This is a genomic window from Stenotrophomonas maltophilia complex sp. Om-AH-Sm3 (assembly GCF_059337855.1).
The window spans coordinates 130,423-150,856 of record NZ_JBYBLQ010000007.1 but is presented as its reverse complement, the minus strand read 5'-3'; the positions used below and the strand labels follow the sequence as shown (position 1 = coordinate 150,856).

Genomic DNA, 20,434 nt, shown 5'->3' with positions numbered 1-20,434 from the left:
ATCCAACGATTACGTTGATCGATGCGATCAATCGTCGTTCTTGGACATGTCTTCGTCGGCGACCACTTCGGCGGCAGCCCACTCCAGCGCTTCGCGCTCGGCGCGCTCACGCTCGGCCTTCTCGACTTCGTCGATCAGGGCGTTGTCGATCTTGCGGGCGGCGATTTCGCGCAGCGCCAGCACGGTCGGCTTGTCCTCGGTCTCGCTGTTGTCCAGCGTGGCCTGCACGCCGTTGGCGAGCTGGCGGGCACGCTTGGACGCCATCATGACCAGTTCGAAACGGTTGTTAACGACTTCCAGGCAATCTTCTACGGTGATGCGGGCCATACGGGCTCCCGGCGACCGGTCGGCCGCTCAGTCGAATGAGGGAAAGGGGACGGAGTGTACTGGCAGGGGCTGGACAAAATCAAGCCAACCCCTACCCGATTCTTTTGGAATCAGTCAGTTGCACCCGGATCGGGGGTCAGCAGCGCCTGGATCAGGCCGGCGTGGCGCACCTTCTGGGCCTCCCGGCGCAGGCGGCTGGCAGTGAAGATGGCGCACAGCTCGTCCACGGCAGTGTCGAACACCTCGTTGACGATGACGTAGTCGAACTCGTTGAAGTGCAGCATTTCATCGCGGGCTGCGCCCAGCCGCTGGGCGATGACCGCCTCGCTGTCCTGGCCGCGCTTGCGCATGCGGTCCTGCAGGGCCTGCTTGGACGGCGGCAGGATGAACACGGTGACCGTGCCCGGCACCAGCTGCCGCACCTGCTGCGCGCCCTGCCAGTCGATCTCCAGCAGCACGTCCTGGCCGGCGGCCAGCTGCGGTTCCACCGACTGCCGGGCCGTACCCTTCCAGTCGCCGTGCACCCAGGCGTGTTCGAAGAAGTCGCCCGCGGCGATCATCTGCTCGAACTTCTCGGCACTGACGAAGTGGTAGTGCTGGCCGTTCACCTCACCGGGGCGCATCGCGCGCGAGGTGAAGGAAATCGACAGGGCGATCTGCGGGTCACGCGCCAGGGTGGCATTGACGATGCTGCTCTTGCCGGCGCCGGAGGGGGCGGCCACGATGTACAGCGTGCCGCGCGCAACGGCGTCCGACGGCTTCGACGGGGCGCTCATGCGCGGAACCCAATTGGTTGATTTCGCAAAATTTTTCCTCGGTGTTCCAGGTCCGGCGCGGAGGATCGCGCCAGGACGGCGGGGGCTGCGCGGAACATCCTGGAACCAGGCCCGGCAGACGCTTCCCCAGGGGGCGGGCACGCAACTTTACCAGAGCAGGCCCTTTCCGGGCCCGTCCGGCAGGCGCCGCGCCTTGTGCCACATGGGCATCCGGAGGCCTGTGCTATAACCGGCCCGTACCCAACGACAGCCCGGAGGCCTGCGCCTCCCCGCCATCCCAGGAGAACGGCATGCCATCGATGAGCCGCCGCCAGTTCCTGAAAGTGACCGGGACAACCCTGGTCGGCTCCAGCCTGGCACTGATGGGCTTCGCGCCCGGCATCGCGCTCGCAGAGGTCAGGCAATACAAGCTGACCCGCGCGACCGAGACCCGCAACACCTGTACCTACTGTTCGGTGGCCTGCGGCATCCTGATGTACAGCCTCGGCGATGGCGCCAAGAACGCCGAGCCCAGCATCTTCCACATCGAGGGCGACCCAGACCATCCGGTCAACCGCGGCACGCTGTGCCCGAAGGGTGCCGGCCTGGCCGACATCATCCACAGCAAGTCGCGCCTGCTCTACCCCGAGTACCGCGCGCCGGGCTCGAACGAGTGGAAGCGGCTGAGCTGGGACGATGCGCTGGACCGCATCGCGCGGCTGATGAAGGAAGACCGCGATGCCAACTTCGTGCAGAAGAACGAAGCCGGGCAGACGGTCAACCGCTGGCTGACCACTGGCATGCTGGCGGCCTCGGCCACCAGCAATGAAACCGCGGTGCTGACCCACAAGGTCGTCCGCTCCCTCGGCATGCTGGCATTCGACAACCAGGCACGTGTCTGACACGGCCCGACGGTGGCAGGTCTTGCCCCGACGCTAGGCCGTGGTGCGATGACGAATCACTGGGTCGACATCAAGAATGCCGACCTGATCCTGATCATGGGTGGCAACGCCGCCGAGGCGCATCCGTGCGGGTTCAAATGGGTGACCGAGGCCAAGGCCCACAACAAGGCCCGGCTGATCGTGGTCGACCCGCGCTTCAACCGCTCGGCCGCGGTTGCCGATGTGTACGCGCCGATCCGCACCGGCACCGACATCGTGTTCCTGGGCGGCCTGATCAACTACCTGCTGACCGAGGACCGCATCCAGCACGAGTACGTGCTGAACTACACCGACATGTCGTTCCTGGTGAAGGACGAGTTCGCCTTCAAGGACGGCCTGTATTCGGGCTACAACGAAGAAAAGCGCAGCTATGACCGTTCCAGCTGGGACTACGCCTACGGTGACGATGGATTCGTGCGCAGCGATCCGACGCTGAAGGATCCGCGCTGCGTCTACAACCTGCTGAAACAACACTACGCGCGTTACACCGTGGAGATGGTCGAGCGCATCTGCGGCACGCCGGCCGACAGCATCCGCCAGGTGTGGGACATGATCGCGTCCACCGCCGGCAAGGACAAGGCGATGACCATCCTGTACGCGCTGGGCTGGACGCAGCACTCGATCGGCGCGCAGAACGTGCGTGCCGGCACCATGGTGCAGCTGCTGCTGGGCAACATCGGCGTGGCCGGTGGCGGCATGAACGCGCTGCGCGGGCACTCCAACATCCAGGGCCTGACCGACATCGGCCTGATGTCCGACCTGCTGCCCGGCTACCTGACGCTGCCGAAACAGGATGAGCAGGACTACAACGCCTACATCGCCAAGCGCACGCAGAAGCCCCTGCGCGCCAACCAGATGTCGTTCTGGCAGAACTACCCGAAGTTCCACGTCAGCTTGATGAAATCGTGGTGGGGCGATGCCGCCACCGCCGACAACAACTGGTGCTTCGATTACCTGCCCAAGCTCGACAAGCCGTACGACATGCTGCAGGCGTACGAGCTGATGAACGAGGGCAAGATCCACGGCTACATCTGCCAGGGCTTCAACCCCCTGGCTTCGGCGCCGAACAAGGGCAAGCTGATCAGCGCGTTCTCCAAGCTGAAGTTCATGGTCAGCATGGATCCGCTGGAAACCGAGACCATCGCCTTCTGGCAGAACCACGGCGCACTAAACGACGTCGACCCGAGCACGATCCAGACCGAAGTGTTCCGCCTGCCCACCACTTCCTTCGCCGAGGAGAACGGCGCGGTGGTGAATTCCTCGCGCTGGCTGCAGTGGCACTGGAAGGGGGCCAACCCGCCGGGCGAAGCGCGCAGCGACATCGAGATCATGTCCGAGCTGTTCCATCGCATCAAAGCGATGTACGAGAAGGATGGCGGTGCGTGGTGGGAGCCGGTACGCGACCTGGCCTGGAAGTATTCCAACCCGGAGCTGCCGACGCCGGAAGAACTGGCGATGGAATACAACGGCAAGGCGCTCGTGGACGTGTTCGATCCGAAGGACCCGACCAGGCTGGTGCGCAAGGCCGGCGAGCAGCTGGCCGCGTTTGGCGAGCTGCGCGACGACGGCAGCACCGCCTCCGGCTGCTGGATCTACATCGGCGCCTGGGGTCCGACCGGCAACATGATGGCGCGGCGTGACAACAGTGACCCGACCGGCATCGGCAACACGCTGGGCTGGGCCTGGGCGTGGCCGGCCAACCGCCGCGTGATGTACAACCGCGCCTCGTGCGACGTGGCCGGCCAGCCCTTCGATCCGCGCCGCACGCTGCTGGCCTGGAACGGCAAGAACTGGGGCAACGTGGACGTGCCGGACTTCAAGGCCGACGAAGATCCCGCCGGCGGGATGGGCCCGTTCATCATGAACCCGGAAGGCATCGCCCGCTTCTTCGCCAAGGCCGGCATGGCCGAGGGACCGTTCCCGGAGCACTACGAGCCCTTTGATACGCCGCTGCGCAGCAACCCGCTCAGCCCCGGCCAGGCCCTGACGCTGAACAACCCCGCGGCCCGCGTGTTCGCCAGCGACCGTGCACAGATCGGTTCGCCGGACGAGTTCCCGCATGTGGCCACCACCTACCGCCTGACCGAGCATTTCCACTTCTGGACCAAGCACGGCAAGCTCAACGCCATCATCCAGCCCGAGCAGTTCGTCGAGATCGGTGCGGCATTGGCCGACGAGCTGGGCATCACCAACGGCAGCCGCGTGCGCGTGAGTTCCAAGCGTGGCCATATCGAAGCCGTTGCGATGGTGACCAAGCGGATCAAGGCCCTGCAGATCGATGGAAAGACCGTGCACCAGGTGGGCGTGCCGATCCACTGGGGCTTCCTCGGTGCGGCCAAGCCCGGATATATCGCCAACACGCTGACCAATGCCATCGGTGACGGCAACTCGCAGACGCCCGAATCGAAGTGCATCCTGGTCAAGGTCGAGAAGGTGTAGGAGAAACGCCATGTCACTGCAATCGCTGGACATCATCCGCCGCTCGGCCACCACCACGCCCTCACCGGAGGCGCGCGGTGCGCACACCGGCCAGGTCGCCAAGCTGATCGATGTGAGCAAGTGCATCGGCTGCAAGGCCTGCCAGGTCGCCTGCATGGAGTGGAACGACCTGCGCGACGAAGTGGGCAGCTGCGTTGGCAGCTATGACAACCCGCCCGATCTGAGCGAACAGTCGTGGACGGTGATGAAGTTCCGCGAGTACGAGGACGAGAAGGGCAAGCTGGAGTGGCTGATCCGCAAGGAGGGCTGCATGCACTGCAGCGACCCGGGCTGCCTGAAGGCCTGCCCGTCGCCCGGCGCGATCATCCAGTATGCCAACGGCATCGTCGACTTCCAGGAAGAGAACTGCATCGGCTGCGGCTACTGCGTGACCGGCTGCCCGTTCGATGTGCCGCGCATCTCCAAGAAGGACCACAAGGCGTACAAGTGCACGTTGTGTTCGGACCGGGTGGCGGTCGGCCAGGAGCCGGCCTGCGTGAAGACCTGCCCGACCGGGGCGATCACCTTCGGCAGCAAACAGGCGATGACCGAGCACGCCGCCGGACGCGTGGAAGACCTGAAATCACGCGGCTATGAAAACGCCGGCCTGTACGACCCGCAGGGCGTCGGCGGTACCCACGTGATGTACGTGCTGCAGCATGTGGACAAGCCCGAGCTCTACGCCGACCTGCCCAAGGACCCGCGCATCAGCCCGATGGTGGAAGTCTGGAAGGGCGTAGCCAAGCCGCTGGGCGTGCTGGCGATCGCCGCCACGGCCTTTGCTGGCTTCCTGCACTACATCGGCATCGGCCGCAACACGGTCAATGACGAGGAAGAAGAACAAGCCGAGCACGAGGCGAAGAAGATCGAAGAGGAGCAGCGGCCATGAAGTACGCCCCGCACCCGCGGCAGATCATCCGTTACCGCGCGCCGACCCGCATCAACCACTGGATCGTGGCGATCTGCTTCGTGCTGACCGCGCTGTCCGGGCTGGCGTTGTTCCACCCTGCCCTGTTCCCGTTGACCCAGCTGTTCGGTGGCGGACCGTGGACGCGTATCCTGCATCCGTTCATCGGCCTGGCCATGGTGGTGGGCTTTGCGCTGCTGGCGTTGCGCATGTGGCGCGACAATCTGCCGACCGCCGACGACCGCGCGTGGATGCGCGGCATGCGCGATGTACTGCGCAACGAGGATGAAAAGCTGCCGCCGGTCGGTCGCTTCAATGCCGGCCAGAAGCTGCTGTTCTGGGCCATCATCGGCTGCCTGTCGGCACTGTTGCTGACCGGCTTCGTGATCTGGCGGCAGTACTTCAGCCATTTTTTCCCGATCGGGGTGATCCGCTTCTCGGTGCTCGCCCATGCGTTGTTCGGCTGGGTGCTGATCTGCGCGATCGTGGTGCACATCTATGCGGCGATCTGGATCAAGGGGTCGGTGCGGGCGATGACCCAGGGCAAGGTGACCTATGGGTGGGCGTACAAGCACCACCGACAGTGGTTCCGGGACATCCTGCGCGGGCGGCGGGAACAGGGGTAGCTGCAGGGCCTGCGGCCCTGCACCCGCTTCAAGCCAAGGCAACAGCAACAGCGGCTAGCCGTGGGATGGCGGGGTGGATCCGGTTGCGGGAGACGCTGCAAGTACCCCTCCGGGGCCCGGCCCAGCCGCTGACAGTTGGCCGCGATCTGTCGGTGGGTGCCGACCGTTGGTCGGCACTGATCGAATCCCGACCAACGCTCGGGATCCACTTTCAACCAACCGATGGGGTCAGAACCGTTTTCCTGTGGAAAACGGTTCTGACCCCAACCTTTCAAATGGCCGGCAACACGCTGGACGCCAGCGCCGACAACAGCGAGGATGGAGCCTGGTTCTTCCGGCTGGCCCTGCATGGCGCAACGCATCCTTGAACCCGGTGAGATCGAGACGCTCGCCTCGCGCGATGTGCCGCGCATCATCCTGCCTGATACCGGGTCACTGTTCGCTACGCGCGCGGCACGCCTGCGCAGCCTGGCCGCACACAGTGCCATCGGTGGCTACCTGCAGCTGCTGGCGGCGCTGGCCGATGCGCAGCAGGCGCTGCTGGATGAGTTGACGCCGCAGCAACGCGAGGGGCTTCAGGCACAGGCGCGCGCGCAGCAGTCGAGCGCGGCGGCTAGCGCCGGCATGCCGTTGCGGCCGGCCAACACACTGCAACTGGATGGGCGCTGGCGCGACTGGCTGCGCACGCTGTGCCGGCACTGTGCCGACGAAACCGGGCTGCCTGTGGAAACCCGGCAGGAACTACAGCGCGTCGCCGCCGCTGATGATGCGTGGCTGGATGCACAGGCGCATGCGGTGCTGGAACGCGATGACGCGCCCTCGGTCGACGCCGTCGCTGCGCTGCTGGTGATGAACGCGCTGCAGTTGTACTGGGCGGTGCTCGCCGCCAGCTTCCATCCGACCGACCTGAAGCCGCTGGCCGATGCGCCAGGGTTGTGCCCGCTCTGTGGCACGCTGCCGGTGGCCAGCGTGGTGCAGGCGCGCCCGCCCTACGCCGCCTATCGCTACCTGTCGTGCTCGCTGTGTGCCTGCCAGTGGCATTACGTGCGCGTGCAGTGCAGCCAGTGCGGCGCCGCCGGCAAGGACATTGCCTATCGCGCCCTGGCCGAGGTGGACGGTGACAGCGGCGAGGCGGTGCGCGAGAGTGCGGTGCGCGCCGAGACCTGCGACCACTGCCACAGCTATCGCAAGATCCTGTACCTGGAGAAAGATCCGTCACTGGAGCCGGTGGCCGATGACCTCGGCACGCTGGCGCTGGACCTGCTGCTGGCCGAGGAAGGCTATGCGCGCGCCAGCCAGAACCCGCTGCTGTGGCAATCCGACGGCGACTGACCTATGCCACGCACGCACGCCACGCCGGCATCGGCCGCCGCCCTGCCTTCGCTGGACCGGCTGCTGCGCCTGCCTGCGTTGTCGGCCATGATCGAACGCCACGGCCGCAGCCGCATCACCCAACTACTGCGCGCACACCTGCAGGAACTACGCGACCGTATCCGCGCCGCGCAGCTCTCGGCCGAACGCCTCGAACAGGCCATCAACGGCCCGTCGCTGGTCGCGGCGCTCGACGCCGCACTGGCGGCCGATGCACGGCTGGACCTGAAGCCGATGTTCAACCTGACCGGCACCGTGCTGCACACCAACCTGGGCCGCGCCCTGTTGCCCGATGCCGCCGTGCAGGCGGTCACCCGCGCGATGACCGCGCCGGTCGATCTGGAATTCGACATCACCCGCGGCCGCCGCGGCGACCGCGATGCACGGGTGCAGGCGCTGGTCTGCGAACTGACCGGCGCCGAAGCCGCCACCGTGGTCAACAACAATGCGGCGGCGGTCCTGCTGCTGCTCAACAGCCTGGCCAACCGCCGCGAGGTGGTGGTGTCGCGCGGCGAACTGGTGGAGATCGGCGGTGCCTTCCGCATTCCCGATGTGATGCGCAGCGCCGGCGCGCGACTGCTGGAAGTGGGTACCACCAACCGTACCCACCCGGCCGACTTCGCCCATGCCATCGGCGCACGTACCGCGTTGCTGATGGAAGTGCATGCCAGCAACTACGCGATCACCGGCTTCACTGCCAAGGTCGACACTGCGGCGATGGCTGCGATCGCGCACGAGCACGGCCTGCCGCTGGTGGTGGACCTGGGCAGTGGCAGCCTGTGCGATCTGGCGGCCTTCGGCCTGCCGCACGAGCCCACCGTGCAGGAAACACTGGCGGCCGGTGCCGACCTGGTCTCATTCAGTGGCGACAAGCTGCTGGGCGGGCCACAGGCCGGCATCATCGCCGGCCGCGCCGACCTGATCGCACGGATCAACCGCAACCCGCTCAAGCGTGCCCTGCGCATGGACAAGATGGGCCTGGCCGCGCTGGAAGCCGTGCTGGCCCTGTACCGCGAACCGGAACGGCTGGCACTGCGGCTGCCGACCCTGCGCAGCCTTTCGCGCCTGCGGGATGACATCGACGAGCAGGCACACCGCCTGCTGCAGCCGATGCGCGCGTCGCTGGCCGCCGACTACGCGCTTGAACGGGCCTCGATGTACAGCCAGATCGGCAGCGGCGCGCAGCCACAGGCGCAGCTGGCAAGCGCCGGACTGCGCGTTACCAGCGCGCGCCGCGGCGGGCTGGATCGCTTGGCCAAGCGCTTGCGCCAGCTGCCGCGGCCGGTGCTGGGCCGCATTGCCGATGACGCGCTGTGGCTGGACCTGCGCTGCCTGGAACCCACCGACGAAGCCGCCTTCCTCGCGCAATGGAGCACGCTGCAGGCATGATCGTCGGCACCGCCGGGCATATCGACCATGGCAAGACCAGCCTGGTGCGCGCACTGACCGGCATCGAAACCGATCGCCTGCAGGAAGAACGCACGCGCGGTATCTCCATCGAGCTGGGCTATGCCTATGTCCCGGTGGAAAGCACAGGCGGCGGGAGTGCCGAGGCGACGCTGGGCTTCGTCGATGTGCCGGGCCATGAACGCTTCGTGCATACGATGGTGGCCGGCGCCACCGGCATCGATGTCGCCCTGCTGGTGATCGCCGCCGACGACGGTGTGATGCCGCAGACCCGCGAGCACCTGGCAATCCTGCAACTGCTGGGCGTGGATCGCGGTGCAGTCGCTCTGACCAAGATCGACCGCGTGGACGCCGCGCGCCTGGCCCGGGTCGAGATCGAGATCGCCGCGCTGCTGGCCGGAACGCCGCTGCAGGATTCCCCCGTATTCGCCTGCAACAGCACCGCACTCGACGATTCTGGCATCAACGCGCTGCGTACCCAGCTGCACGCGTGGGCGTCGGACAACGCCAACACGCGCCAGGCCGAACTGCGCAGCGAGCTGTTCCGCATGCCGGTGGACCGCGTGTTCTCGCTGGCCGGCCACGGCACGCTGGTGACCGGCGCAGTGCACGGCGGCATCGCTGCCATGGGTGAGCATCTGCAGCTGATGCCGGCCGCCACTGACGTGCGCGTACGCAGCATCCACGCGCAGAACCAGGCCAGCGAACACGCCATGGCCGGGCAGCGCTGCGCGTTGAACCTGGCTGCCATCGCCCGCGACGACATCCACCGTGGCGACTGGATCGCCGACCCGCGCGCCCTGCTGGCGACCCGTCGCGTCGACGTACGCCTGCGGCTTTCCGCACTGGCAACACCGTTGCGCGACTGGGCGCCGCTGCACATCCACTGGGGCACGATGCACCGGCAGGCCCATGTGGTGCTGCTGGAGGACGTCGATCACGGCGACGGACAGTTGGTGCAACTGGTGTTCGATGCACCGGTCTGCGCGATGTGCGGTGATCGCTTCATCGCCCGTGATTCAGCGGCCGTCCGCACGCTGGGTGGTGGCATCGTGCTCGATCCGGACCCGCCACAGCGGCGCCGGCGCAGCCCGGCACGGCTCGCCTGGCTGGGCGCACTGGAGCAACTGGCCACAGGTGCGGGAATCGGCCCGCTGTTGCAGCAGGCTTCCTTCGGCATAGCCATGGCCGCCCTGCAACGCTACTGCCGGCGCGCGGCCGACCGGATCGATCTTCCTGCGGGCACGCGGCGCATCGTCACCCGCGAAGACACGGTGGTCATCCTTGCTTCGCACTGGCAGGCGCTTCGCGAACAGGTGATCACGTCGCTGCGCAGCTGGCACGAGCGACGTCCGGACGAGCCCGGTGTTGATAGCGGGCGCCTGCAGCGCAGTACGCTGCCCGCGCTTGCAGCGAGCCTGTGGAATGCCCTGCTGCAGGGCCTGCTGGACGACGGCAGCGTGCAGCGCGTGGGCGCCTGGTGGCGCCTGCCCGGCCATGACCATGCGCCACCGGAACGCGAACGACTTCTGCTCGAACGCGTGCTGCCGCAGCTGCACGCCGGTCTCTTCGATCCACCGTGGGTGCGCACGCTGGCCACCGACGTTGGTCTGGCCGAAGACGAGGTCCGCGCCATCCTGCGCCGCGCCACCGCGCGTGGCGAACTGTTCCAGGTAGTGCCGGACCTGTTCTATGCACCGGCCCGCATTGCCGAGCTGGCCGCGATCGTCGCGCAGCTGTCGCAGGCCACCGGCACGGTGGATGCGGCCACCTTCCGCGATACCATCGGCCTGGGCCGCAAGCGCAGCATCCAGATCTTGGAGTTCTTCAACCGCGTTGGCTACACTCGACGCGTCGGTGACCAGCATCGGCCACGCGGCGACCTGCAGTGGAACGCAGCCCGCGACTGAGCCCACCGGTGCCGCCGTACTTTCGGAAGGCATGCGCATCCGGGCATGCGGCTGGGCTTCAAACCCAGTAGGGGGCGTCGATCGCTCCCTGGTAGGTTCGACTCCTGCTGCCTTCCGCCATTGGTGTTTCCGCAGGAGATGTCGGCATGGCCACGCACGCGCAGTCCCCCGCCCCTTCAACGGCCGATGCCCCGCAACGACTGACTTCGCTGGCACACGGCGGCGGCTGCGGCTGCAAGATCGCGCCGGGCGTGCTGTCCGAACTGCTGCGTGGCGTGCCAGCGCTTCCGGCACCGGCCGAACTGCTGGTCGGCCGCGAGACCAGCGACGACGCCGCGGTGTACCGCCTCGGTGACCATCAGGCGATCGTCGCCACCACCGATTTCTTCATGCCGATTGTCGACGACCCGTTCGACTTCGGCCGCATCGCCGCCACCAATGCGCTGTCGGACCTGTACGCGATGGGCGCACGGCCCTTGTTCGCGCTGGCCATCGTCGGCATGCCGATCAACACGCTGCCGCAGGAGACCATCCGCAGCATCCTGCAGGGCGGCGAGCGTGCCTGCGCCGATGCCGGCATCGTGGTCGCTGGAGGCCACAGCATCGATTCGGTGGAACCCATCTATGGCCTGGCCGCGATCGGCGTGCTCGACCCGCAGCGGCTCAGGCGCAATGCCGATGCCCGCGCCGGCGATGTACTGGTGCTGGGCAAGCCGTTGGGCGTGGGCGTGTATTCGTCGGCGCTGAAGAAAGAAGTGCTGGACGCCGACGGCTACCAGCAGATGATCGCGTCGACCACCCGCCTGAACACCGTGGGCGTGGCCCTGGCTGCGCTGGACGGTGTGCACGCGATGACCGATGTCACCGGTTTCGGCCTGCTCGGCCACCTGCTGGAAGTGTGTCGCGCCAGTGGTGTCGCTGCGGAGTTGGACAGCGCACAGGTGCCGCTGCTGCCTCAGGCCCTGGAGCTGCTGCAGCGCGGCTGCTTGACCGGCGCGTCCAACCGCAACTGGGCCTCGTATGGTGCGGAGGTGCGTTTCGCCGATGGGTTGCCGGCACACTGGCAGCCGCTGCTGACCGACCCACAGACCAGCGGTGGGCTGCTGGTGTCCTGCGCCCCGGAAGCGGTGGACGCGGTGCTGGCCTGCTTCCACGACGCAGGGTTCGGCCAGGCAGCCGTCGTGGGGCGATTGAGCGCGGGCCTGCCGGGTGTCAGCGTCCGCTGAGACGCTGTAATGAGAAGGGCGCCCGAAGGCGCCCCTGCTGTAATGCTGGATGCAACATCACTCGATGTTCTGCACCTGTTCGCGGATCTGGTCGATCAGCACCTTCAGCTCCACCGCGGCATTGGACGTACGGCTGTCCACTGACTTCGAGCCCAGCGTATTGGCTTCGCGGTTGAACTCCTGCAGCAGGAAGTCCAGGCGGCGGCCGACCGGCTCGCGCTGCCTGAGCACGCGGCGGATCTCGACAATGTGGCTGCCGAGGCGATCCAGCTCCTCATCCACGTCCAGCTTCTGCAGCCACAGCACCAGTTCCTGCTCGGCGCGGCCGGGATCGACCGGGTGCGGCAGGTCGGCCAGGCGTGCAGCCAGCTTGGCGCGCTGGCCGTCGCGAATGGCCGGAATCAAGGTGCGCACTTCGTTGGCGATGCGTTCGATGCCGTCCACGCGCTCACTGATGGCCGCCGACAACTTGCCGCCTTCGCGTTCACGCGCCTCGACGAAGCCGTCCAGCACCTGGTCCAGCAGGGCCAGTGCCTCGGCCTGCAGGGCCGCGGCATCGGTGGCCTCGCCACGGGTCACGCCGGGCAGCTGCAGCAGCTCGGTGAAGCTGACCTGCAGGTTGGGGAAATCGGAGGTCAGCCGGTGCGCCAGGCGGCCGAGCTGGCCCAGCAGGGCCTCGTCCACCTGCAGGTTGGCCGGTGCTTCCGGCGCACGCAGCCGCATCACCAGATCCAGCTTGCCGCGGCTCAGGCGCGCGGCGATGCGCTCGCGCAGCTGCGGTTCCAGCGCCCGCAGTTCCTCGGGCAGGCGGGTGCCGACCTCCAGGAAGCGGTGGTTGACCGAGCGCAGCTCGCAGCCCAGCGTGCCCCACGGGGTGACCCGCTCGCCGCCGGCATAGGCGGTCATGCTTCGAATCATGGAATGTGTCCGGTGCGTGCAAAGGGGGAATGGTACCCTAGCGCCCTCACCAGAGCCCCCTTGCCCGCCCCGTGAAGGCCGCGGGCGTGGCGGCGTACTCCCTCGCCATTACGGAACCCGCACCATGTCCGATTCCCGCCCCAGCGGCCGCCAGCCCGACCAGCTCCGCCCGGTCGTCATCCAACGCGGCTTCACCCGCCACGCCGAAGGGTCGGTGCTGGTGTGCTTCGGTGAAACCCGCGTGCTGTGCACCGCCAGCGTCGAGAACCGCGTGCCGGGCTTCCTGCGCGGCAAGGGCGAAGGCTGGGTCACCGCCGAGTACGGCATGTTGCCGCGCGCCACCCATACCCGCAGTGATCGCGAAGCGGCCCGCGGCAAGCAGGGCGGCCGCACGCTGGAGATCCAGCGCCTGATCGGCCGCAGCCTGCGCGCGTGCGTGGACCGCAACGCGCTGGGCGAGCGCACCATCACCCTGGACTGCGACGTGCTGCAGGCCGACGGTGGCACCCGCACCGCCGCCATCACCGGCGCCTACGTGGCCCTGGTCGATGCGGTGAACGTGCTGATGAAGCGTGGCGACATCAAGCGCAACCCGATCCTGGGCGCGGTGGCCGCGGTGTCGGTGGGCGTGTACCGCGGCGCCCCGGTGCTGGACCTGGACTACGCCGAAGACAGCGACTGCGACACCGACATGAACGTGGTGATGAACGACGGTGGTGGCTTCATCGAACTGCAGGGCACCGCCGAAGGCCACGCCTTCCGTCGCGATGAACTGGACGCGCTGCTGGGCCTGGCCGAAAAGGGCGTGGCCGAGCTGCTGGCCGCGCAGCAGGCGGCGCTGTCGGCATGAACCGGCGCCTTGCCCTGACCACCCTGGTGGTGGCCGACTATGACGAAGCCATTGCCTGGTACACCGGCAAGCTCGGCTTCGCACTGCTGGAGGACATCGACCAGGGCCACAAGCGCTGGGTGGTGGTCGGCCCGACCGACGGCAGCGCCGCCGCCCTGCTGCTGGCCCGTGCCAGCGACGAGGCGCAGCGCAGCCGCATCGGCAACCAGACCGGTGGCCGCGTCGCCTTCTTCCTCAACACCGACGACTTCCACCGCGACCACGCGGCGATGCTTGCCGCGGGAGTCGAGTTCCTGGAAGCGCCGCGAGAAGAACCCTATGCAACGGTCGCGGTATTCCGCGATCTGTATGGCAACACCTGGGACCTGCTGGAGCCCCGTCAATGAAGAAACTGGTACTGGCCAGCCACAACGCCGGCAAGCTGGTGGAGATGCAGGAGATCCTCGCCGACCTGCCGCTGCAGATCACCTCGGCCGCCGAACTGGGCCTGGGCGACGTGGAAGAGACCGGCCTGACCTTCGTCGAGAATGCGCTGCTGAAGGCACGCGCGGCCTGCGAAGCGACCGGCCTGCCGGCACTGGCCGATGATTCGGGCCTGATCGTCGACGCACTCGGCGGCGCGCCCGGCCTGTACAGCGCGCGCTATGCCGGCCACCCGACCAACGCCGCGGCCAACAACGCCAAGCTGCTGGACGCGATGGCCGATGTTCCCGACGGCCAGCGCAGCGCCCGGTTCTATGCGGTGATCGTGCTGCTGCGCCACGCCACCGACCCGCAGCCGCTGATCTGCGAAGGCCGCTGGGAAGGCCAGATCATCCGCGAACTGCGCGGCACGAATGGTTTCGGCTACAACCCGGTGTTCCTGGACCCCACCCACGGCCTGACCGCCGCGGAAATGGAGCCGTCGCTGAAGAACGCCATCAGCCACCGCGCCATTGCCCTGCAGCAGCTCAAGCAACAGCTGGCGACGCTGTACTGACGCCACCCGATCGAACCAGGGAAGCCGGCCAGTGGCCGGCACTACCGAAGAAGCCCATGCCGCACGACCACGACCACTGCAACCACCTGCCGGGCGAAGCCTGCTCCGCTGACCACGACAGCCCGCCGCGACTGGTGCCACCACCGCTGTCGCTGTACGTGCACCTGCCGTGGTGCGTGCGCAAATGCCCCTACTGCGATTTCAATTCGCACCAGGCCAAGGGCGAGCTGCCGTTCGACGCCTACATCGACGCGCTGCTGCGTGACCTGGACCAGGACCTGCCGCTGGTCTGGGGCCGGGTGGTGCACAGCGTGTTCTTCGGCGGCGGCACCCCCAGCCTGTTCCCGCCGGAAGCGATCGACCGTTTCCTGCAGCAGGCCAGCGCACGCCTGCGCTTCGCGCCCAATGCCGAAATCACCCTGGAAACCAACCCGGGCACCGCCGAACATGGCCGCTTCGACCGCTACCGCGCGGCCGGGGTGAATCGCCTCAGTTTCGGCATCCAGAGTTTCGACGATGCCATGCTCAAGCGTCTGGGCCGCATCCACGACAGTGGCGAAGCCGAGCGCGCGGTGAAGATGGCGCAGGACGCGGGCTACGACAACTTCAACATCGACCTGATGTACGCGCTGCCGGAACAGACCCTGGCCGGTGCCGAGGCCGATCTGGAACGCGCATTTGCACTGCAACCGGCCCATATCTCGCACTACCAGCTGACCCTGGAACCGAACACGGTGTTCTTCGCGCGGCCGCCGCAGGGCATTCCCGATGAAGACAACGCCTGGGACATGCAGGAGCACTGCCAGACGCTGCTGGCGCAGGCCGGTTTCAACCAGTACGAAGTCAGCGCCTACGCACGCCCTGGCCGCCAGAGTGCGCACAACCTGAACTACTGGCGTTTCGGTGACTACCTGGGCATCGGTGCTGGCGCGCACGGCAAGATCAGCTCGGGTGCCGAAGAACACGTGCTGCGCCGCTGGAAGCTGAAGCACCCGCAGGCCTACCTGGACAGCGCGGGCACCCCGGCCTCGTTCGGTGGCGACGATGTGATCGCACCCGAGCGGCTGCCGTTCGAGTACATGCTCAACCTGCTGCGCCTGCACGAAGGTTTCGGCCTGCGCGATTTCGAGTCGCGTACCGGGCTGCCACGCAGCGTGCTGGACGCACCGCTGGCCGAGGCCGTCCAGCGCGGCTGGCTGGATGTGGCGGACGGCCACGTACAGCCAACCGAGCTGGGCCGCCGATTCACCAACGATGTGGTGAGCCTGTTCCTGGAGGAATAGACCTTGCGCCGTAGCGGGTAGTGCCGGCCGCTGGCCGGCACTCCGGTGGAGACAGCGCTGCCGGCCAGCGACCGGCACTACCGTTCATCCGTCGTCCCTCCCCAGCAGACGCGAGACACGTTCACCCTAAAGTAGCGCCGACTGCGGCCGACACGGTAGATTCACAAGATCGATCCGCGGGAATCCGGGTACCGCTCGCCGATGTCAGCTGTCTTTTCCATTACCTCTGCCGACAAAACCCGCCTGGCCGCCAGCGACCTGCCACCGCGGGTGCGTGAGCTGCTGGGCGCCTTGATCGGCTTGTGCCGGCAAACGCTGGCCGCGCCGCTGATCCTGACCGTCGAAGCGTTGGAGCAGACGCTGCTGCACGACGCGGATCGCGCGCGCAATCCGCAGCTGCAGGCGGAGCTGATGGCCCAGCGCGGCCAGTTGCATGCCTTCTCCGGTCATTTCGCTGACCGCATGCTTGATGCCGTGGCCGATGCGCTGATACGGCTGCGCGAACCCACGGCCCACTTCAACCCAGGTTCCACGCCGCCGCCGCTGCCCGGCATGCTCGGGCTGTCGCTGGTCGATGAACATGAAGTGGACCGCGACCTGCTGCTGACCGAGATGGTGCGGCGGGAGACGCTGCGTTCGACCAACACGCTGAACCTGCTGGGCCAACGCCTGGGCGTACTGGCGGCGGCACCGGCCTTCGAGGCCGACACCCTGCCGCTGGCACCACAGGCACTGTGCGCCATGCTGCGCCGGATTGCCGAACAGGATTCGCTCACTGTCGACGTTCAGCTGGCGCTGTACCGCAGCTTCGAACGCCAGGTGCTGGAACGCCTGGGCGACATCCTCGACCGTGCCAATGCCCTGTTGGCCCAGCACGGCGTGCTGCCCGGCCTGGTCTACACCCCCTATCTGGCGCGTTCATCCAGCACCCGGCGGATCATCACCCAGTCGGTGGGCGGTGGTCGCGCCACGCAGCCGGCAAAGCGTGCCGCCGCGCCACTGACCGGCTGGAACGGATCGGCACCGGCCGGCTCCTGGTCGAGCCTGGTGCAGGACGCTTTCCAGGATGACAGCACGGCCGGCGCGGCCTTGCCGGGCTTGACCACCTCCACGGGCAGCGCGCTGCATGCGCTGCTGCAGCAGGCACGCCATGCCAGCGCAGCACCTGCGGATCGCGATGCAGTGCCGAGCGCGGCCGTGGATGCGGTCCTCGCACGCTTGCAGGCGCAGTCCAGCGCCGCCACCGGCGTAGCCGACCTGCAGGCAGCCGTGGTGGCGCAACTGCGCAGCGAGCATGGCACGCAGGCCCAGCTGGGCAGCCACGACCGCGACAGCCTCGACCTGCTGCGCATGCTGATGCAGCAGGTGCAGCAGCAGCAGCGTCCGGACCCGGTGCCGGCCGCCCTGCTGGCGCGCCTGCAGGTGCCGCTGGCACGTGCGGCAATGGCCGACCCCGGCTTCTTCGTGCGCGACGAGCACCCCGCGCGCGAACTGCTCAACCAGATTGCCGAAGTCGGCGCCAACTGGCTGGGCGACGATGATGTCGACCCGCAGTTGCTGCAGCGCATGGCACAGAGCGTGCAGGGCCTGCTGGGCCAGGATGCGCGGGCGCCGGAGGCCTTCGCCAGCGCGAACGAGGACGTGCAGCAGCATCAGCGCGCCGCAGCGCATCGCGCCGAGCTGGCCGAGCGCCGCCATGTGGAAGCTGCACGCGGCAAGGAGCGGCTGGAGCTGGCCCGGCGCCAGGCCAGTGCACAGATCGACCAGTGCTGCGACGCGCAGGAGCCGCCCCGCTTCGTGCAGACCCTGCTGCGCCAGGCCTGGGCCGATGCCCTCACCCTGACCCGCCTGCGCCACGGCGACGATTCACCGCAGTGGCAGGAACGCCTGCAGCAGACCCAACGCATTGCCACCATCACCGCGCAACCCGTTGATGCGCCCGGCGGCACCGATGCAACGCTTGCTGCCGAGGTCGAGGCCGCCCTGCTGCAGGTCGGCTACCACGCCGAGGAAGCCGCCGCCGTCGCACGCAGGCTGGCCACGCCTGGCGGCGAGGACGAGAGCACCTCGCGTACCGAACTCAGTGCCCGCCTGAAGGCGCGCGCGCGCCTGGGCGAGCACGCCGGTACGGCCGCCGGCACGACGCCCGCCACACCGCGCAGCAGTGCCGAGGAAGCCGCTTACCAGCAGCTGTCCTCCCTGCCCTTCGGCAGCTGGTTCGACATCGATACCGGCGATGGCACACTGCGCCGCCAGCGCCTGTCCTGGTACAGCCTGCTGACCGGCCACGCCCTGCTGGTCAATCCGCGCGGGCAGAAGATCGCCGATACCGACCTGGATACGCTGGCCCGGCAGATCAGTGCCGGCCAGGCGCAGCTGGTCACTGAGGACAAGGCCCGGCTGGTTGACCGTGCCTGGGAGGCCAGCCTTGGCGCATTGCGTGCACTGGCGGCCGGCCATACGCAGGAGACTTCCGCATGATCACCCAACCGCCGCAGGATACCCGCCGCGCGCCGCGCCGCCAGGTCTCGGACCTGGTACCGGTCACCGACCAGATGCGCGAAAGCGTGGTGGGCCGGCTCGGCAATATCTCCGAAACCGGCATGCTGATGCTGGCCAGCGCACCGTTGCGCGAGGATGCGCTGTACCAGTTGCGCTTCCCCTTGCCGCTGGGCGATGGCCGCCATCAGGACATCGACGTGGGCGTGCACCTGCTGTGGAGCGAACCCGCACACGCCCCCGGACAGAGCTGGACCGGCTTCCGCTTCCTCACCCTGTCGCGCGAGCATCGGCAGCTGCTGCGCCGGTGGGTGGGCGAAGACAGCGACGAGGGGCCGGTTTCGACGGCCTGAGTGCCGGTTCCAGCACAGCGGTTTTTCCCGCTATGCGGCAGAATCTAGGGCCGTTTTCCGTGTCGAGCCACCGCAATGATCCAGCAAGACCCCGGCGCCTTGTATCCCGACCACCTGGCCGTGCTGTGCCGACGTGCCGAACAGGCGCTGGCCCGCGGCGGCTTCGACCACCTGGTGGTGCCCAGCGGCACTCTGCACTACCAGGTGTTCGATGATCGCGACTACCCGTACGCGGTCAATCCGCAGTTCAAGGCCTGGCTGCCGCTGACCCGCGTGCCCAACAGCTGGATCGTGTTCAGCCCCGGCAAGCGCCCGGCGGTGATCTTCCACCAGCCCTTCGACTACTGGCACGTGGTGCCGGATGCCCCCAGCGGCTGGTGGGTGGATCACTTCGACATCCACATCATCCGCAAGCCGGAAGACGCGCTGGCGCTGCTGCCGGCCGATCCATCGCGCTGCGCGATCCTCGGCGAGCCGCAGAGCGCGCTGGGCAACTACGTACCGAACAACCCGGCGCCGGTGGTGAATTACCTGGAATGGCACCGCGGCAGCAAGACACCGTATGAGATCGCACTGATGCGCCAGGCGCAGGTGCTGGGCGTGCGCGGCCACCGCGCTGCGGAGGCCGCATTCCGCAATGGCGCCGACGAGTTCAGCATCCACATGGCGTACTGCCAGGCAGTCGGCCAGGATGCCAATGAGCTGCCGTACGGCAACATCGTGGCGCTGAATGAACATGCCGCTGTGCTGCATTACACCGAGCTGGGCCGCAAGGCACCGCAACCGCTGCGCAGCTTCCTGATCGATGCCGGCGCCAGTGCCCACGGCTACGCCAGCGACATCACCCGCACCTACGCCGCGAAGGGCCACGACGAATTTGCGGCGATGATCGCCGCCGTCGACGCTGCCCAGCAGCAGATGTGCGCAGCGGTGCGCCCGGGCTTCGACTACAAGCAGCTGCACGTGGACGCACATCTTTCGCTGATGGGCGTACTGAAGGACTTCGGCGTGATCAAGGTCTCGCCGCAGACCGCGCTGGAGACCGGCGTCAGCGCCGCGTTCTTCCCGCATGGTATCGGCCACCTGATCGGCCTGCAGGTGCACGACGTGGCCGGATTCGCGGCCAGCGACGAAGGCGGCCGCATCGAGCGCCCGGCGGGCCACCCGTACCTGCGCCTGACCCGCGTGCTGGAACCGGGCATGGTGGTGACCATCGAACCGGGCCTGTACTTCATCGACATGCTGTTGAACGAAGTGAAGGACGCCGGCCACGGCGATGCGATCAACTGGGACCGCGTGGACTTCTTCCGTCCGTATGGCGGCATCCGCATCGAAGACGAAGTGCTGTGCACTGATGGCGAGGCGGACAACCTGACGCGGCCGGCGTTTGCGGCGGCGAACGGCTGAGCCCCTCGTGGTGTGACGCTCAGGTAGAGTCGACTGTTAGTCGACTGGCATCATGCGTGATGCGCGCTTGGCGGAGCGGGTAGGCCATGCAGGGGACGCTGCAAGTACGTCCCTGTAAGCTCGATGGCGCCATCCATGGCGCCAACGCCCCTGCATGGCCTACCCGCCCCACCTTTGACAGTTTCCTGCGCGCGTCC

Annotated in this window: 18 protein-coding genes and 1 tRNA gene; 16 read left to right on the top strand and 3 right to left on the bottom strand. The window is 67.6% G+C overall.

From position 1 onward, the window contains the following. Positions 1–27: 27 nt before the first annotated feature. Positions 28–327 (bottom strand): DNA-directed RNA polymerase subunit omega, encoded by a 300-nt coding sequence (gene rpoZ, locus AC10QF_RS10910; RefSeq protein ID WP_005410877.1) that lies wholly within the window; start codon positions 325–327, stop codon positions 28–30. A gap of 110 nt (positions 328–437) precedes the next feature. Continuing rightward, entirely contained in the window at positions 438–1,103 is a 666-nt protein-coding gene (gene gmk / locus AC10QF_RS10905) for a guanylate kinase (protein WP_005410878.1), read from the bottom strand. Between the two features lie 290 nt (positions 1,104–1,393). Between gmk and fdnG the strand changes: the two genes are divergently transcribed. The 9 genes from fdnG (at position 1,394) to selD (ending at position 11,948) form a co-directional block, all read left to right on the top strand. Beyond that, complete coding sequence (gene fdnG, locus AC10QF_RS10900) at positions 1,394–4,462, top strand: formate dehydrogenase-N subunit alpha (protein WP_146257516.1); 3,069 nt, start codon at positions 1,394–1,396, stop codon at positions 4,460–4,462. A 10-nt stretch (positions 4,463–4,472) separates the two neighbouring features. Next, positions 4,473–5,390: a formate dehydrogenase subunit beta gene (gene fdxH / locus AC10QF_RS10895; protein ID WP_111178726.1), complete on the top strand. Its 918-nt coding sequence runs from the start codon at positions 4,473–4,475 to the stop codon at positions 5,388–5,390. Beyond that, positions 5,387–6,034 (top strand): formate dehydrogenase subunit gamma, encoded by a 648-nt coding sequence (locus AC10QF_RS10890; RefSeq protein ID WP_005418959.1) that lies wholly within the window; start codon positions 5,387–5,389, stop codon positions 6,032–6,034. The genes fdxH and AC10QF_RS10890 overlap by 4 nt, the downstream gene beginning before the upstream one ends. A 65-nt stretch (positions 6,035–6,099) precedes the next feature. Next, positions 6,100–6,402 carry a hypothetical protein gene (locus tag AC10QF_RS10885; protein ID WP_494542183.1) on the top strand — a complete coding sequence of 101 codons (303 nt, stop codon included), beginning with the start codon at positions 6,100–6,102 and terminating at the stop codon, positions 6,400–6,402. Further along, positions 6,383–7,366, top strand: a complete 984-nt coding sequence (gene fdhE / locus AC10QF_RS10880; protein WP_069139269.1) for a formate dehydrogenase accessory protein FdhE — start codon at positions 6,383–6,385, stop codon at positions 7,364–7,366. Before AC10QF_RS10885 ends, fdhE begins: the two co-directional genes overlap by 20 nt. 3 nt (positions 7,367–7,369) lie before the next feature. Next, positions 7,370–8,794 (top strand): L-seryl-tRNA(Sec) selenium transferase, encoded by a 1,425-nt coding sequence (gene selA / locus AC10QF_RS10875; RefSeq protein WP_494542182.1) that lies wholly within the window; start codon positions 7,370–7,372, stop codon positions 8,792–8,794. Next, positions 8,791–10,722 (top strand): selenocysteine-specific translation elongation factor, encoded by a 1,932-nt coding sequence (gene selB / locus AC10QF_RS10870; RefSeq protein WP_494542181.1) that lies wholly within the window; start codon positions 8,791–8,793, stop codon positions 10,720–10,722. Before selA ends, selB begins: the two co-directional genes overlap by 4 nt. Positions 10,723–10,746: 24 nt before the next feature. After that, positions 10,747–10,842 (top strand) — tRNA-Sec (locus AC10QF_RS10865). Between the two features lie 26 nt (positions 10,843–10,868). Continuing rightward, the gene (gene selD, locus AC10QF_RS10860) at positions 10,869–11,948 is read left to right on the top strand and encodes a selenide, water dikinase SelD (RefSeq protein ID WP_494542180.1); all 1,080 of its coding nucleotides are present in this window, start codon (positions 10,869–10,871) and stop codon (positions 11,946–11,948) included. A gap of 57 nt (positions 11,949–12,005) precedes the next feature. On the opposite strand, the gene AC10QF_RS10855 is transcribed toward selD, so the two are convergent. After that, complete coding sequence (locus tag AC10QF_RS10855) at positions 12,006–12,866, bottom strand: YicC/YloC family endoribonuclease (protein WP_494542179.1); 861 nt, start codon at positions 12,864–12,866, stop codon at positions 12,006–12,008. A gap of 124 nt (positions 12,867–12,990) precedes the next feature. Between AC10QF_RS10855 and rph the strand changes: the two genes are divergently transcribed. From rph to pepQ, 7 genes are all read left to right on the top strand, one after another. Further along, the gene (rph, locus tag AC10QF_RS10850) at positions 12,991–13,716 is read left to right on the top strand and encodes a ribonuclease PH (protein WP_494542178.1); all 726 of its coding nucleotides are present in this window, start codon (positions 12,991–12,993) and stop codon (positions 13,714–13,716) included. Then, positions 13,713–14,102, top strand: a complete 390-nt coding sequence (locus AC10QF_RS10845; protein ID WP_005418968.1) for a VOC family protein — start codon at positions 13,713–13,715, stop codon at positions 14,100–14,102. The genes rph and AC10QF_RS10845 overlap by 4 nt, the downstream gene beginning before the upstream one ends. Continuing rightward, entirely contained in the window at positions 14,099–14,695 is a 597-nt protein-coding gene (gene rdgB, locus AC10QF_RS10840) for an RdgB/HAM1 family non-canonical purine NTP pyrophosphatase (protein ID WP_069139265.1), read from the top strand. Before AC10QF_RS10845 ends, rdgB begins: the two co-directional genes overlap by 4 nt. A 56-nt stretch (positions 14,696–14,751) precedes the next feature. Further along, positions 14,752–15,978 (top strand): radical SAM family heme chaperone HemW, encoded by a 1,227-nt coding sequence (gene hemW / locus AC10QF_RS10835; protein ID WP_111128981.1) that lies wholly within the window; start codon positions 14,752–14,754, stop codon positions 15,976–15,978. Positions 15,979–16,179: 201 nt separating this feature from the next. Further along, a complete protein-coding gene (locus tag AC10QF_RS10830) occupies positions 16,180–18,459 on the top strand; it encodes a DUF1631 family protein (RefSeq protein ID WP_494542177.1) in 2,280 nt (759 codons plus the stop codon). Continuing rightward, positions 18,456–18,830: a PilZ domain-containing protein gene (locus AC10QF_RS10825; protein ID WP_171955734.1), complete on the top strand. Its 375-nt coding sequence runs from the start codon at positions 18,456–18,458 to the stop codon at positions 18,828–18,830. The genes AC10QF_RS10830 and AC10QF_RS10825 overlap by 4 nt, the downstream gene beginning before the upstream one ends. 75 nt (positions 18,831–18,905) lie before the next feature. Further along, entirely contained in the window at positions 18,906–20,237 is a 1,332-nt protein-coding gene (pepQ, locus tag AC10QF_RS10820; RefSeq protein WP_494542176.1) for a Xaa-Pro dipeptidase, read from the top strand. Positions 20,238–20,434: the final 197 nt, after the last annotated feature.